General features: G+C 72.0%; 10 protein-coding genes. 4 read left to right on the plus strand and 6 right to left on the minus strand.

Features of this window, described 5'->3' with window-relative positions:
• Positions 1-98: 98 nt before the first annotated feature.
• The gene (locus tag ACFUPX_RS35385; protein ID WP_383332199.1) at positions 99-1,076 is read right to left on the minus strand and encodes a beta-ketoacyl-ACP synthase 3; all 978 of its coding nucleotides are present in this window, start codon (positions 1,074-1,076) and stop codon (positions 99-101) included.
• Between the two features lie 511 nt (positions 1,077-1,587).
• Here ACFUPX_RS35385 and ACFUPX_RS35390 point away from each other — a divergent pair.
• Positions 1,588-1,902 carry a helix-turn-helix transcriptional regulator gene (locus tag ACFUPX_RS35390; protein ID WP_383332201.1) on the plus strand — a complete coding sequence of 105 codons (315 nt, stop codon included), beginning with the start codon at positions 1,588-1,590 and terminating at the stop codon, positions 1,900-1,902.
• A 39-nt stretch (positions 1,903-1,941) separates the two neighbouring features.
• Complete coding sequence (locus ACFUPX_RS35395; RefSeq protein ID WP_383332203.1) at positions 1,942-2,682, plus strand: 4'-phosphopantetheinyl transferase family protein; 741 nt, start codon at positions 1,942-1,944, stop codon at positions 2,680-2,682.
• 38 nt (positions 2,683-2,720) lie between these two features.
• On the opposite strand, the gene ACFUPX_RS35400 is transcribed toward ACFUPX_RS35395, so the two are convergent.
• From ACFUPX_RS35400 to ACFUPX_RS35420, 5 genes are read right to left on the minus strand one after another with little or no spacing between them, the layout of a single operon-like run.
• Positions 2,721-3,635, minus strand: coding sequence for an SDR family NAD(P)-dependent oxidoreductase (locus ACFUPX_RS35400; protein ID WP_383332205.1), 915 nt, complete (start codon positions 3,633-3,635; stop codon positions 2,721-2,723).
• A 21-nt stretch (positions 3,636-3,656) separates the two neighbouring features.
• Complete coding sequence (locus tag ACFUPX_RS35405) at positions 3,657-4,694, minus strand: SDR family oxidoreductase (RefSeq protein ID WP_383332207.1); 1,038 nt, start codon at positions 4,692-4,694, stop codon at positions 3,657-3,659.
• On the minus strand, positions 4,691-6,016 hold the full coding sequence (locus ACFUPX_RS35410; protein ID WP_383332209.1) for an NAD(P)/FAD-dependent oxidoreductase: 1,326 nt from the start codon (positions 6,014-6,016) through the stop codon (positions 4,691-4,693). The genes ACFUPX_RS35405 and ACFUPX_RS35410 overlap by 4 nt, the downstream gene beginning before the upstream one ends.
• 40 nt (positions 6,017-6,056) lie before the next feature.
• Positions 6,057-6,923 (minus strand): class I SAM-dependent methyltransferase, encoded by an 867-nt coding sequence (locus tag ACFUPX_RS35415; protein WP_383332211.1) that lies wholly within the window; start codon positions 6,921-6,923, stop codon positions 6,057-6,059.
• On the minus strand, positions 6,920-7,171 hold the full coding sequence (locus ACFUPX_RS35420) for an acyl carrier protein (RefSeq protein WP_383332213.1): 252 nt from the start codon (positions 7,169-7,171) through the stop codon (positions 6,920-6,922). The genes ACFUPX_RS35415 and ACFUPX_RS35420 overlap by 4 nt, the downstream gene beginning before the upstream one ends.
• Before the next feature lie 415 nt (positions 7,172-7,586).
• On the opposite strand from ACFUPX_RS35420, the gene ACFUPX_RS35425 reads away from it, so the two are divergent.
• Both ACFUPX_RS35425 and ACFUPX_RS35430 read left to right on the plus strand, forming a co-directional pair.
• Entirely contained in the window at positions 7,587-8,438 is an 852-nt protein-coding gene (locus tag ACFUPX_RS35425) for an alpha/beta fold hydrolase (protein WP_383332215.1), read from the plus strand.
• Between the two features lie 123 nt (positions 8,439-8,561).
• Positions 8,562-15,212: an SDR family NAD(P)-dependent oxidoreductase gene (locus ACFUPX_RS35430; RefSeq protein ID WP_383332217.1), complete on the plus strand. Its 6,651-nt coding sequence runs from the start codon at positions 8,562-8,564 to the stop codon at positions 15,210-15,212.
• The last annotated feature ends 3 nt before the right edge of the window (positions 15,213-15,215 follow it).

A 15,215-nucleotide genomic window follows, 5' to 3' on the forward strand; every position in this document is an offset into this window, starting at 1 on the left:
TCTAGGCTCCCTGCCTGCGTTTGTGCAGGTCAAGGGCTGTATGGCAACGATACAGCGAGGAGCTGCCTCCCGTCACGGTCTCCCGTCAAGGTCTCCCGTCACGGACAGGCGATCACCTGGGCCGCGTAACTGAGGCCCGCGCCGAAGCCCATCAGGAGGATCGGGTCCCCCGGCCTGACCTGGCCGAGGTCGATCAGCCGGGACAGCGCCAGCGGCACGGAGGCCGCCGACGTGTTGCCGCTCTCCACGATGTCCCGGGCCACGGCGGCGTTCGTGGCGCCCAGGCCCGCCGCCAGGCGTTCGATCATCCGCAGGTTCGCCTGGTGGGTCACCAGGCCCTTGAGGTCAGCCGGGGCGAGCCCGGCACGGGCGCAGGCCGCCGCGGCGACCGAGGCGAGCTCCGAGGTCACCCAGCGGTAGACGGCCTGGCCCTGCATCGTCACGCTGCCGTGCCGGTCGGGGATGGCGACCAGCGCGGCCTTGTCGCCGTCCCCGCCCCACTCCACCGGGTGGATCCCCGTCCGCTCGGCGGCGACGACGACCGCGGCGCCGGCCCCGTCGGCGAAGACGGTGGCGGTGTCCACGTCCCGCTGGTCCACCCAGTCGGTCATCCGCTCGGCCCCGATGACCAGGGCGCGGCGGCTGGTGCCGGAGCGGATGAGGCCGTCGGCGACGCCCAAGGCGTAACAGAAGCCCGCGCAGGCCGCGTTGACGTCGAAGGCCGCGATGCGCGGGACCCCGAGGAGCGCCGCGACGGACGCCGCGCCGCTCGGCATCGGCGAGGGCATGGAGCAGGTGGCCAGGACCAGCACATCGATGTCGGCGGGGGCGAGACCCGCCGCCGAGAGCGCCTTGGCCGCCGCGCCCGCCGCCATCCCCGTGACGGTCTCCCGCGCTCCGGCGAACCTCCGCTCGCGCACTCCCACCCGTCGCTCGATCCACTCGGCCGTGACGCCGAGTCCCCTGCCCAGCTCTTCGTTGCCGACGACCCGTTCCGGGCGGACACCGGCGACGGCCGCGATGCGGGAACCGGCGACGGCGTCGGAACCGGCCGGGGCAGATGAATTGGTCGACATAGGGTCACCTCGAGATGGCTGCGTCGGCGGACGGTGCTTTTTGCACGGAGTCGTCAATTCCACTTGACGAAGAATTTCCCATGCCCTGAGGGGGAGAGGAATGCATGACGGGCCGGAGCGCGGTACGGATTGCAATTCACCACCCCTGCAAAGAATTCCGCACGCGGGCCGAAGCCTCGCCGGAAAGGCGTGCCAAAGACGCTCGCCGCCCCCTTGGTGACCATGGTCACCGGGCTGGGCCGGGCCACGCCGCCCCGCCGAACGCCCATGTCACCATGCGGAGTTGAGCGCTCAACTAGTTACGATCGCGATCACCCGTCCCCCGGCAAAGGCTTCCGCCTTGCCGCCCTCTCCTTGGGGGTACAGTGCGACTTACGCAAGTCCCAACGGCGACCGGCGAGTTCGGGCGCCGTCTTATTAACTTCGAGTCAATGGGGGGACGGCGGTTGAGACCATTAAATCGATCCGGCTCCTCCCGCGGTGACGACTTCCTCAAGGAGTTGGAGAACGCATGCACGGGGATATTCAGGTCGACGGTGGCGTGGACACACGAATAGGGACCGGTGGCAGACGTCTGGCATCGGTGGAACGTTCCGCCCTGCGGGTCCTGACACCACGGGAGCTCGAAGTGTTCGGCGTCCTGCCGGACGGTGAGGGGAACCGGGAGCTCGCCCGTCGCCTCGGCATCGCGGAGCGCACGGTCAAGGCCCATCTGACCAGCATCACCCGGAAGCTGGGGCTGCGGTCCCGGGTGGAGGCCGCGCTCCTCGCCGCGGAGTGGTCGGACGAACTGCGGGCCGACGCGAAGGAACTCGACAGGCCGTAGCGACACCTTCATGAATGAAGTGGCTGAAGTGACACCTTCGTGACCGAGTCCCCTCCGACGGTCGACGTGTGGACGCTGTGCGTTCCGGAGCACGCCGCCGCAGCGGCCGCGCGCGCCGGGATGCTCGACGCCAAAGAGGCGCAGCGTGCCGCCGGGTTCCAGGACCCGGCGGCGCGCACGCGCTTCGTCACGTCCCACGTGGGGCTGCGCGTGCTGCTCGGCGCCCGCCTCGGGATCGCCCCGCGGGACGTCGTGCTCGTCCGCGAGCGGTGCGGGATGCCCGGTTGCGAGGAGCCGCACGGGCGGCCCGCCGTCGCCGGTGACCCCGGAGTGCACTTCTCGCTCTCGCACGCCGGGGACGTCGCGCTCTACGCCCTTGCCGCCTCGCCGGTCGGGGCCGACATCGAGTCCCTGGATCTGGTCGGCGCCGGTCTCGAACGGATGGCCAGGCGGCTGCACCCCGCCGAACGGCGGGCCCTGGACGGACTGGACCCGGCGGTGCGTCAGGAAGCCCTGCTCGGTTGCTGGGTGCGCAAGGAGGCCTTCCTCAAGGGCATCGGCACCGGACTGCCCGGCGGGGTCGGCGCCCATCACGTCGGTCTCGCCGCGGCGCTGGCCCCGCCCTGGGCGCCGCCCGCGCCCGCCGGCTGGGCCCTGCTCGACGTGCCCGCTCCCGACGGCGCTCACGCGGCCGTCGCCCTGCGTCTCCAGGACCCCGGCGAACGGGGACGGCTCCCCCTCATGCGTACCTCCCGGCTGATGCTGGACCGACTGAGTTGACCGGGCCGGGATCGGCCCCCGGCGTCGGTCCGGCTCCCCTACTGGTCCGCCGCCGACTTGACCACCTTGTTCAGGCGGTGCATCCGGGTGGCCAGACTCATCCGCCCCTCCAGTCGGAACGCCGGCGGCTGCCGTCCGTCCACGTCGGCGAAGCCGTACTCGAGTGCCAGGTCGCCGGTGCTGAGGACCTTGCCCGTGCGCTCCATCACCTCGGGGTCCGCGAGCAGCGCCGCGATCGCCCGCCCCACGTACTCCGGGGAGTGCACCACCGAAGCGGGGCCGTCACCCATCGCCTCCCATGCCGCCTCCACCCGCTCCGTGCGGACGAAGCCCGGGTGCAGGGAGAGCGCCGCGACGTTCTTCTTGCGCAGGTCGGAGGCGAAGCCCCGGCACATGCGGTCGGAGGCCGACTTGAAGACGTCGTAGCCGACCTGGCCGAGGTAGATGTCCCCGTCCGAGAAGCTGATGCCGACGATCACGCCGCTCTGCTGCGGCAGCATCAGCGGGGCGAGCCTGCGGGTGACGTCGTACTGCGCGCGCAGCGACGTCTCGAACAGGTCGTAGCGCCACATCGGCTGGTCCCAGAAGGGTGCGTCGAAGCGCACGTCCGAGGAGCGTTCGTAGCCTCCCCAGGCGTTGTTGACCAGCAGGTCCAGCTTGCCGTGGTCGGCCTGGACGCGGGCGGCGAGCGCCTCGTTGTCCTCGGCCACGCCATGGTCGCAGCGTACGGCGATGCCCTTGCCGCCGCGCCGGGTCACCTCGTCGGCGGTGTCGTCCACCGTGCCGGGCAGTCCTTCGGTGCGCGCGCCGCCTCGAGTGCTGCGGCCCGTGACGTACACGGTGGCGCCCGCGGCGCCGAGCGCGAGCGCGACGCCGCGGCCCACGCCGCGGCTGGCTCCGGTGACCACGGCCACCTTGCCGCCCAGGTCCGGCGAGTTCCATTCCTCGTTCACAGCACTGTCCTTCCGTTCGGTCTAGCCGAGGTGCTCCGCCGCGTACTCCAGGCTCGTCAAGTACGCCGCCGTGTCGTCGACTTGTGGGATGCCGTAGCGCTCGCGCAGTTCGGGCATGGAGGTGGGCAGCACGCCGCCGCTGCACCGCGTGACCTCGCTGACGTCGCGCAGGACGGACAGGAAGGAGCGGGTCCGCGGGGCGGTGCTCTCGATGGCGTCCGGGGCGAGCTCGTCGGCGTTCACCACCGGCGGCGGGGTCAGCGAGCGCCCGCGCCCGGCGGCGTGCTTGACCAGCACTCCCAGGCAGGCCTCGATGTCCATGGCCTCCGCGCCGTACGTCACCCAGAACTCGCCCTGGTCGTCGCCGAGTTCGATGGCGCGCAGGACCGCCTTGGACAGCAGGTCCTGCGGGACGAAGTCCATCCGGATGCCGGGGTGGGCGGGGATGAAGGGCGCCTTGCCGCGGCCGAGCCAGTCCGACATCAGCTGCACGATCTGGCCCTGCGAGGTCCAGCCCGTGGTGGAGTCCCCGATGAGGTTGGTGGGCCGGAAGACGGTGTGCCGCACGCCGCTGTCCCGCAGGATGCGCTCCGCCTCGCGCTTTGAACCGATGTAGTTGCGGCAGACGTTGTCCACGCCGAGCGGCACGGGCGCGGTGTCCTCGAGCGCGGCGACGAACGCCGTGCTCATGAAGTGGACGGTGGCGCCCGCCCGTTCGGCGAACCGCGCGACCCTGCGGGTGCCCTCGACGTTGATCGGGCGGTAGGCGTCGGCGGGCAGGCCCCACTCGGTCAGACCGGCGGAGTGGACGACGACGTCGACCTCGGCGGCGAGTGCGCCGTAGCTGTCCTCGTCGAGGCCGAAGCGCTCCGCGGTCATGTCCAGGCGCACCGACCGCGCGTCCCCGGCCTCCGGCACCGGGGTGCTGTGGGTGGCCACGACGAACCGCGGGCCGTCCGGCTCCCGCAGGAGGGAGCGTCCGACGACCCCGGAGGCGCCGGTGAGGAGGACGGTGGGGCGGGCTCCCGCCCGGCCTTTGCCGTTCGCGGTGGGGCTCATGCGCGGGAGTCCTTCCAGTCCATCAGCCGTGCCACGGCTCGGGCGCCGACGTACAGGGCGGGGTCGGGCGGGAAGGAGGCGGGCGGCTTGCGCCGCTCGTCGTCCACGAAGAGCAGCCGCGAGTGGTCCGTGTCCTTGCCGAGCGTGAGGTCGCGCAGGACCTTGCCGCCGGTGTGGGTGGCCGCGATGCCGTTGCCGCAATAGCCGTACCCGTACAGGATGTTGCCGCCGCCGAGCCTGCCGAAGTGCGGTGCGTAGTCACGGACGACGTCCGCGGTGCCGCCGTACGCGTAGCTGAACTCCACGTCGCCCCACATCGGGAAGAACCGCCGGAACTCCCGCTGGATCTCACGGTAGGCCTCGGGGCGGTTCATGTTCCGCTGCCGCTTGTCCCTGCCGTAGTAGTACGGGGCCGGGCCGCCGGCGAACATGATGCGGTTGTCGTGCGTGAAACGGGCGCAGGTCAGCAGGGACTTGGCCTCGACCAGGCCCTCGCGCCCCTCCCAGTTCACGCGTCCCAGCTGTGCGTCGGTCAGCGGCTCGCTCACCATCGCGTACGTCCAGATCGGGATGACCTTCCTGCGGAACGGCGGGAAGGCGTCCATGTGGACGTTGGTGGCCAGGACGACCTTGTCGGCGGTGACCTGTCCGCCGGCGGTCACGACGGTCGGCCGCACCCCCGGTTCCACGCGCAGGCAGGGCGAGTCGTCGTAGATCGTGACGCCCTTCTCGCGCACCACGCGGGCGATGCCGCGGGAGAGTTTGAAGGGGTTCACGAGCGCGCCGCCGGTGCGCATGCTGCCCAGCACCGCGGGCGAGCCGATGATGGCCTGGGACTCCTCGCGGGACAGGACCTCTGCCTGTGCGGCGCCCATCCGCTCGGCGAGGGCGCGGTCGTGCTCCAGACGCCCCAGCTGGGCCGCGTCGGTGGCCACCATCAGGTAGTCGTTGGCCTCGTACTCCGCGTCGACGCGGTTCTTGCGGGCGAACCTGCCGATTTCCAGGATCGACCGGCCCACCGCCTGCGACGCCTCGAGCGCGCGCTGGAGTCCGAATTCCTTCACCAAAGCTTGAATGTCTTTGCCGATGGTTGGCGTGACGAATCCGTCGGCGCGGCCCGACGTGCCGTAGCCGGAGTAATTCGCCTCGACGATGCGGATGTCGAGCGCGGGCTCGGCCTCTTTGAGGAAATAGGCCGTCCAGAGCCCCGTGAATCCGCCGCCGACGATGCAGACATCGCAGTCGACGCGTTCCCGGAGAGGGGCCTCGACGGTGACCTTTTCGGTGTCGTGCCAATAGACGACGTGCTTGTACGCGTTCAAATGAGTGCTCCTCGAGAGGACCCGCGGTCGGCGCTGTCGGTCACACGGCTTCGAGGATGATCCTCGACAGGCCGAGATGACGGTTCCTGAAGTGGCCGACCGTGGAGCTCAGATACCGCTCGTAGTTGGCGACATTTTCCTCGCCGGCCACCTGCACGGCCTGTTCGCGGTTGGCCCGCAACCGGTCGAACCATTCCTGGCAGGTACGGCTGTAGTGGTCCGGGTCGTTGCGCAGACTGACGACGTCAAAGTGCTTCTCGCTCGACTCGAGAACCTCGGAGAGCGCCGGAATCTCGGATTCCGGGAAGATGATGTCCATGATGAAAAGCAGGTCCCGCACGGTCTGCTTGTCCATCTGGACGTTGTTGCCCTTGATGTTCGTCTGGAGCGCGAGCCGGCCGCCCTTGGGCAGCCAGGCACGGCAGTGCTCGAAGAACTCGCGGTACGCGGCGACCCGCTCGGCGCGGGACAGGCCGGTGCGCGCGAAGTGTTCGAAGGCGCCGATGGAGATGATCGCGTCGTACGGCTCGGTGGGCTCGTGGTCGAGCCAGTTCTCCACCCGCACCTCGGTGCGTTCGAGCGCGAGCTCCCGCAGGCGTTCCGCCTGGCTGTCGCTGAGCGTGAGGCCGACGGCCTGCTCCACGCCGTGCGTGCGGACCAGCCGTTCGAGCAGGCTGCCCCAGCCGCAGCCGACGTCGAGGACGCGGCGGGCGCCGGGCGCCCTCGCGCCCTCGATGAGGTGGTCGAGCTTGCGCTTCTGCGCGCTTTCGAGCGTGTCGCCCTCGTCCCACAGCGCACAGGTGTACGTGAGGTCCTTGTCGAGCCACAGTGCGAAGAAGTCGTTGGAGACGTCGTAGTGATGCTTGATGGACTGGGCGGTGGCGCCCTGGTAATCGATGGCCGTCACGCGGCGGCGCTGCCCTGCTCGGTCTCCTCGGCGAGCTTCACCAGGTCCGCCACGGTCTTCACGCTCGCGGCCCTGCTCTCGTCGAATTCGATCTCCAGGTCGTCCTCGATGGTGTAGACGATGTCGGCGATCTGCAGGCTCGACAGGCCGACCGAGTCAAAGGCGGTGTCCTCGTTCAAGGTGAACGAATTCGCCTTGCTGCCGAGCTTCTTGGCGATGCGGGCACATACCTCTTCAGCAGTGATCACGGGGCAGCCTTTCCGATGCACGGTAATGGGATGACCGAGGTTCTGTGGAGCCCGCGATTTGGCCGCTGCGCCAGAGGATCGAGGGATGGAATTCCGAAGTGATGACCTCTGGGGCGCGGGGCTGAAGCCGCACGGCGTACCTCGTCCGTGCACTCGTCCTTCACCTTGCGGCGGACGGCTCCGGCACGGGAGATGCCACGGTACCCAGAGCGCCGTCGGCCGACTATTGCCCTTAAGGGCAATGATCATTCTTGGTCGAGTTCTTGCTGGCGAAAAAGAGTCCGAGGTGTTTTGCTTACCCCGGCTCACCCGTCCGAGCGGCTGCCACGCCGCCCAACTGGGCATCCAGCGTTGCGTCCGGTGCGAGCATCCCTTCGCTACCCCCACAACCCGTAGAGCTCCGAGGAGATGTGAAATGGCTGAGGTAGACCTTTCGGCTGGCACGGTGGAGTATCAGGACACCGGCGGCGAGGGTCCTGTCGTGGTCCTGCTGCACGGTGTCGCGATGGACGGCTCCCTGTGGCGGAACGTCGTGGCGCCTCTGCGTTCCGAATTCCGTTGCGTGGTGCCGACGTTGCCGCTGGGCGGTCACCGCCGGCCCATGAAGCCCGACGCGGACCTGTCGATCGCGGGCGTGGCCCGGCTTGTCGCGGAGTTCCTCGACCGGCTCGACCTGCGCGACGTCACGCTGGTGATGAGCGACTGGGGCGGGGCGCAGGCGCTGGTCTCCGAGGGCAGGGACGAGCGGATCGGGCGCCTCGTCATCACCTCGTGCGAGGCGTTCGACAACTTCCCGCCCGGCGTGCCCGGAAGCAACCTCTTCACCTCGGCGAAGCTGCCCGGCGGCATCAACTTCGCTTTCAAGCTGCTTAAGTTGAAGCCGATGCGGCGACTGCCCATGACCTGGGGCTGGATGAGCAAGCGGCCGGTCCCGCACGAGGTGATGAACGCCTGGTTCGAACCGCTGTGGACCTCGAAGGAGATCCGCCGCGACCTGCGCAAGTACGTACTCGGGGTGCCGCCGAAGAGTGAACTGCTCGGCTGGGCCGAGAAGTTGCGCGACTTCGACCGGCCCGCCCTTGTGGTGTGGGCCGCCGAGGACAAGGTGATGCCGCCCGAGCACGGGCGCAGGCTCGCCGAGCTGCTGCCCAAGGGCGAGCACGTCGAGATCGCGGACAGCTACACCCTCATCCCCGAGGACCAGCCGGAACAGCTCAGCGCGCACATCCGGTCCTTCCTCCTGACGGGCAAGGCCGCCGCCTCCTAGGAGGCACTTCTGGAGGCCTCCCACCAGGGGCGGACGACGGAACTCTGTGGCCGCATCCCGTGCAGGGGAGGGAGCGGCGGCGAGGCGCGGGGGCGCGGAGAGACGACGTGGAGGACGGACGGCATGGCTGACTCGATGGAAGAGCGGAACCGGGGATCGGAACGGAGTCGGCGGTCCGAGGCGGCGGGCGGGGATGTGCGGGGCGGGGAGTCCGGGCCGGGCGGGGACGTCCGGGCCGGGGGCCCCGGAGCGGGCGAAGGCCTGCGGACCGGGGAGTCCGGGCCTGCCGCGGACCTGCGCGGCCGGGATGTGCGGGCCGGGCAGTCGGGAGCGGGCGAGGAAGTGCGGCGTGGGCAGTCCGGGCCTACCGCGGGTCTGTCTGCCCTGGACCTCCCTGCCACGGGCCTGCCTGCCCCGGACCTCCCTGCCGGGGATGCGCCGGCCCAGGAGCCCGAGGCGGCCGGAGGCCTGGCGGGGGTTCTGGCTGGGTTGTCGGGTGGGCGGCGCGCGGCGGTTCTGCTTGATCTGGTGCGGGAGGAGACCGCGGGGCTCGCGGGCACGGACCCGCTCGACATCGACCCGGAGATGGCCTACCGCGACTACGGCTACAACTCCCTGGCGGCCGTGGAGCTGACCGGCCGGCTGAGCCAGGCCACCGGGCTCGAACTGCCGCTCACCCTGCTCTTCGACCACCCGACGGCGGCCGCCGTGGCGCAGCATCTGCTCGGCCTGTTCGGCTTCGCGCCCTCCGATGAGGACACCTCTGAGGCGGAAGCCTCGGACGCCGACCCCGACTTGGGCCACGGCGACGATCCCATCGCCGTCGTGGGCATGGCCTGCCGCTTTCCCGGCGGCGTGACCTCCCCCGACGGACTGTGGGACCTCGTGGCCGCCGGTCGCGACGCCGTCTCGGACTTCCCGCGCGACCGGGGCTGGGACCTCGACGGCCTCTACTCCGCCGACCCCGAGCAGCCCGGCACCAGCTACGCCCGCACCGGCGGTTTCCTCGACCCGGTCGCTGATTTCGACGCCGAGTTCTTCGGCATCGCGCGCCGCGAGGCCCTGGCGATGGACCCCCAGCAGCGGCTGCTCCTGCAGACCGTCTGGGAGTCCCTGGAGAACGCGGGCATCGACCCCGGCCGCCTGAAGAAGTCGCGGACCGGCGTGTACATGGGCAGCAGCGGCCAGGACTACGAGAACGTGGCGCGGTCCGGGCCCGGCGAGCTCGAGGGCTACTGGGGCATCGGCTCGGCGGGCAGTGTCCTGTCCGGCCGGGTCGCCTACGCCTTCGGCTTCGAGGGCCCGGCCCTCACCGTCGACACCGCCTGCTCGTCGTCGCTGGTGGGCATGCACCTGGCCGTGCAGGCCCTGCGCCGGGGCGAGTGCACGCTCGCCGTGGCGGGCGGCGCCACCGTGATGGCCACGCCGAAGGTCTTCACCGAGTTCAGCAGGCAGCGCGCGCTGTCACCCGACGGCAGGTGCCGCTCGTACGCACAGGCCGCCGACGGCACCGGCTGGGCCGAGGGCATCGGAGTCCTCCTCCTGGAGCGCCTCAGCGAGGCCCGCCGCAACAACCACCGCGTCCTCGCGCTGATCCCGGGTACGGCGGTCAACCAGGACGGTGCGAGCAACGGCCTGACCGCTCCGAACGGCGGCGCGCAGCAGCGCGTCATCGCCCAAGCGCTCGCCGACGCCGGTCTGCGGGCCCAAGACGTCGACGCGGTCGAAGGGCACGGCACCGGCACCACGCTCGGCGACCCCATCGAAGTCGACGCCCTCGCGGCCGTCTTCGGCAAGGACCGCCCTGCCGACCGGCCCCTGCGGCTCGGCTCGCTGAAGTCCAACATCGGGCACAGCCAGGCCGCGGCAGGCGTCGGCGGCCTGATCAAGATGATCCAGGCGCTGCGCCACGAGGTGCTTCCGCGGACCCTGCACGTCGACCGGCCCACGCCCAAGGCCGACTGGTCCGGCGACGTGGTCTCCCTGCTGACCGAGGCCACCCCGTGGCCGCGCGGCGAGCGGGTGCGCCGGGCCGGGGTGTCCGCCTTCGGCGTGGGCGGGACCAACGCGCATGTCCTCGTGGAGGAGGCGCCCAGCGCTGAGCGGGCGGCGACGGCCACGCCCGAGGAGCAGGTGCCGCACCTCGAACTCCCCGCGTCCTCAGCGTCTTTCGAGACGAACCGGGCGGTGCCGTGGGTGCTGTCCGCCAAGACACCGGCCGCCCTGCACGCCCAGGCCCGCCGCCTGCACACCCACCTCACCACCACACAGCCCCACGCCACCCCCACCCAGATCGGCGCCGCACTCGCCCACACCCGCACCCACTTCGACCACCGAGCTACCCTCACCGGCACCACCCGCACCGAACTCCTGGCAGGCCTCGCGGAGTTCGCCCGGGGCGGGGAGGCGGACCAGGCGCCCCTGGCCCGCAGCCTCACCCCTACCCTCGCCCGCGCTCGCGCGCGTGCCGGAAAGACCGTCTTCGTCTTCCCCGGGCAGGGCTCCCAGTGGATCGGCATGAGCCGTGAACTCGTGGCGGCGCACCCGGTGTTCGCCCAGGAGCTGAGCGCTTGCGCGCAGGCGCTCGCGCCCTACACCGACTTCTCGCTCGACGACGTCCTGAGCGGGGCGCCCGGCGCTCCCCCGCTGGACCGGGTGGACGTCGTACAGCCCGCGCTGTTCGCGGTGATGGCGGCGCTCGCCGCGCTCTGGCGCCACCACGGTGTGCAGCCGGACGCCGTGGTCGGGCACTCGCAGGGCGAGATAGCCGCCGCGTACGTCGCCGGGGGTCTCTCGCTCCAGGACGCCGCCCGCGTCGTGGCGCTGCGCAGCAGGGCCATCGCCGAGATGGCCGGGCGGGGCGGCATGGCGTCGGTGACGGCGTCGCCCGAGCGGCTGCTGCCGCTCCTGGAGGACTTCGACGGCCTCATATCCGTCGCCGCCGTCAACGGCCCCTCCTCCATGACGGTTTCGGGCGACTCCGACGCCCTGGACGGGCTGCTGGCCCGCTGCGACGCCGAGGGCATCTGGGCCCGGCGGGTCCCCGTCGACTACGCCTCGCACTCCCCGCAGGTCGAGTCGCTCCGGGAGCGCCTGGCCGAGGTCCTGGCTCCGGTCGCGCCGCGCTCCGGGGAGGTGCGCTTCCACTCCACGGTCACCGCGGGCGAGTTCGACACGAGGGGGCTGGACGCCGACTACTGGTACCGGAATCTGCGCCGGACCGTGCGGTTCGAGGAGGTCGTCCGCGCGCTGCTCGACCAGGGGCACACCACGTTCATCGAGGTGAGCCCGCACCCGATCCTCACCTTCGCGGTGGAGCAGACGGTGGAGGGCGCGGGGCAAGGGAACGGCGGTACCGGACAGGGCGCCGCGGCCGTCCTCGGCTCTGCGCGGCGCGAGCAGGAGCTGGCACAGTTCACGGCGTCGCTGGCCGCCGCGCACGCCCACGGGGCGCCTGTGGACTGGGATGCGGTGTTCGACCCGGCCGTCGCGCGTGACGTGGAACTGCCCACGTACGCCTTCGAGTCGACGCGCTACTGGGCGGCGCCCAGGCCCGTGGCGGGCGATGTCGGGGAAGCGGGACTGCATTCCACCGGGCACCGACTTCTGACTGCGGGGGCCGAACTCGCGGACGAGGGCGGCTGGTTGTTCACCGGACGCATCTCGCGGGACACGCACGGCTGGCTGGAAGACCACGCGGTCTACGGGACGGTCCTGCTGCCGGGCACCGCGTTCGTGGACATGGCCGTCCTCGCCGCGTCGTACGTCGACTGCGACGTGGTCGAGGAGTTGACGCTGGAGGAGCCGCTGGTGCTCCCCGACGAGGGTGCCACCGATCTCCAGGCGTCGGTCGGCGCCCCGGACGCCCGGGGGCGGCGGCCGGTGGCGGTCCACTCCCGGCCGGCCGGAGCGGCGGGCGACGAATGGACGCGGCACGCGAGCGGCTTCCTCGCACCCGCCCCGGCGCGCGGCGAGGCCTCCCCCGAGCTCGTCTCCTGGCCACCGTCGGGCGCCGACCCGCTGGACGTCGACGGTCTCTACGACCGCCTCACCGACCGGGGCTTCGAATACGGCCCCCTCTTCCGCGGCCTGCGCGCGGCCTGGCGGCGCGACGGCGTACTCCTCGCCGAGGTGGACACCGCGACGGCCGGGGGCGCCGAGGGCTACGGGGTGCACCCGGCGCTGCTGGACGCCGCGTTCCATGCCCAGCTGACCGAACTGGCCGATGCCGACGGGGCATCCGGCCAGGCATGGCTGCCGTTCACCTGGTCCGGTGTGCGCGTAGTCCAGCCGGGCGCCACACACCTGCGGGTGTCCCTCACCCCGCTCGGCGAAGGCACCGTACGGATGTCCGCGGTCGACGCGTCGGGCGCCCCGGTGGTCACCGTCGACTCGGTCGTGGCCCGCCCGGTGTCCCAGTCCCACCTGTCCGGCACACGCGCCCCGGCCGACTCCCTCTTCCGCGTGGCCTGGCAGCCGATACCGACACCACCCCTCACCCCGGCCACCGTGCAGGAACGCTGGGCGATCCTGTCCGAAGACGAACGCACGCTGGCCCACCCGGACGCCACGATCGGCTCGGGCGCAGGTGCTGAGGCGGGCGCAGAGCCCGGCCCGGACGCAGGTGCTGCCGCGAACACAGAGCCCGGCCCGGACGCAGAGGCTGACGCGAACGTAGAACCCGGCCCCAACGCAAGGGCTGACGCGAGCGCAGAGCCCGGCCCCAACCCAGGTGCCGACACAAACACAGAACCCGGCCCCAACCCAGGTGCCGACACGAACACAAACACCGCCCCAGGCGCGGGCACCGACTCCGCCACAGGCGCCGTTCTCGGCCCAAGGACCGGCCCGGATTCCAACACCGGCTCGCACATCCCCACCGGAACCCCCGCCGCCCCGCAGCTCCCCGCCGCCCCGCACCTCCCCGCCACCTCGCACACCCCCACCTACCCGACCCTCCCCCACCTCGCCACCGCCCTGGACGCAGGCGACCCCGTTCCGGACACCGTCATCGCATTCGTGCCCGCCGCCCACGGCGCGCCCACCGCGGAAGCGGCCCGATCCCTCGCCCAGCAGACCCTCGCGCTGCTGCGCGGCTGGCTGGGCGATGCGCGGTTCAGCGGGGCGCGGCTCGTGCTGGTCACCCGGGGCGCCGTGGCCGTCGAGCCCGGCGAGACCGTCGCCCCCGACCTCGCGCCCCTGTGGGGCCTCGTCCGTACCGCGCAGTCCGAACATCCCGGCCGCTTCACGCTCGTCGATCTGGCCGGTGACTCCGGCGACGATCCCGCGCGGGATCTGGCCGGTGACGCCGACGGCGATCCCGCCCACGTCCTGTCCGTCGCACTCGCCGCCGACGAGCCCCAGGTCGCCGTACGCGATGGAGTGCTCCACATTCCCCGTGCCGTCCGGGTCCGCGGCGCCTCCGGCGGGCCGCTCCCCTTCGACCCGGACGGTACGGTCCTGATCACCGGGGGCACCAGCGGGCTCGGCGCGCAGCTGGCCCGGCATCTCGTCGCCGAACGTGGCGCGCGGCATCTCCTCCTGGCCAGCCGGCGCGGGCCGGACGCCGAAGGCGTGACGGAGCTGTTGGGAGAGCTGGTCGGCCTCGGTGCCGAAGTCACCGTCGCCGCCTGCGACGTGACGGACCGGGCGGCGACGGCGGCTCTCCTCGCGGCGGTCGACGCCGCGCATCCGCTGACCGCCGTCGTCCACTCTGCGGGGGCGCTCGACGACGGCCTCCTGGAGGCGCTGACCCCCGAGCGCCTGGATCGCGTACTGCGTCCCAAGGTGGACGCGGCCCTGCACCTGCACGAGCTCACCGAGTCCGCACCGCTCGCCGCGTTCGTCCTGTTCTCCTCGGTCGCGGGGACCATCGGCGGTCCGGGACAGGGCAATTACGCGGCGGCCAACACGTTCCTCGACTCCTTCGCGCAGTGGCGGCGTGCCCAGGGACTGCCCGCGCTCTCGCTGGCCTGGGGCCTGTGGGAGGAGGCGAGCGACATGACCCGGCACCTCGGGGACGCCGAGGTGGCCCAGCTGGGCAGGTCGGGGCTCGCACCGCTGGCCACCGAGGAAGGACTGCGCCTGTTCGACTCGGTGCACGGCACGGCGGACGCGCTGCTGCTCCCCGCCCGCCTCGACCTGGGCGCCCTGCGTGCCCAGGCCCGCGAGGGCTCGCTGCCCGCCGTGCTGCGGTCCCTGGTGCCGGCGGCGCAGGGCCTCGCCGACCGGCCGGGCGCGGCACTGCCCGCGCGCTTCGCGGCCACCGCGGCCGAGGAGCGGGACGCGCTGGTGCTCACGGCGGTCGCCGCTGAGGTCGCCGCGGTCCTCGGGTACGAGGACACGGGCGCGGTCGACGTGGAACGCCCCTTCAAGGAGCTGGGCCTGGACTCGCTGGGCGCGGTGCGGCTGCGCAACCGGCTGAGCCAGGTGACCGGCCTGACCCTGCCGTCCACCCTGGTCTTCGGCCACCCGACGGTTCCCGCGCTCGCCGCGCACCTGCGCACGCTGCTGGACGAACACACCGCCGGGGGCCAGGAGGCGGCCACGCCCGCCGTGTGGCTGGATCTGGACCGCCTCGCCGGGCTGCTCCCTTCGGTCGCCGACGCCGATGTGGCGGCCGTCCGCACCCGGCTGCGGTCCCTGCTCGCGGCGCTCGACGACAGGGGCGGCGGGCAGGACGGCGGCGCAGGCGCCCTGCGCAGGGAGCACATCGACGAGGCGTCCGCCCAGGACCTCTTCGACCTGATCGACAACGACTTGGGGGTGGGCTGAACC

It is taken from the genome of Streptomyces sp. NPDC057302, from assembly GCF_042667685.1.
GTDB lineage: Bacteria > Actinomycetota > Actinomycetes > Streptomycetales > Streptomycetaceae > Streptomyces.

Bases quoted from the DNA above. Each gene is read 5' to 3' on its own strand.
- ACFUPX_RS35390 (WP_383332201.1), top strand. From the start codon at position 1,588: ATGCACGGGGATATTCAGGTCGACGGTGGCGTGGACACACGAATAGGG.
- ACFUPX_RS35405 (WP_383332207.1), bottom strand. From the start codon at position 4,694: ATGAGCCCCACCGCGAACGGCAAAGGCCGGGCGGGAGCCCGCCCCACC.
- ACFUPX_RS35430 (WP_383332217.1), top strand. From the start codon at position 8,562: ATGGCTGACTCGATGGAAGAGCGGAACCGGGGATCGGAACGGAGTCGG.
- ACFUPX_RS35385 (WP_383332199.1), bottom strand. From the start codon at position 1,076: ATGTCGACCAATTCATCTGCCCCGGCCGGTTCCGACGCCGTCGCCGGT.
- ACFUPX_RS35425 (WP_383332215.1), top strand. From the start codon at position 7,587: ATGGCTGAGGTAGACCTTTCGGCTGGCACGGTGGAGTATCAGGACACC.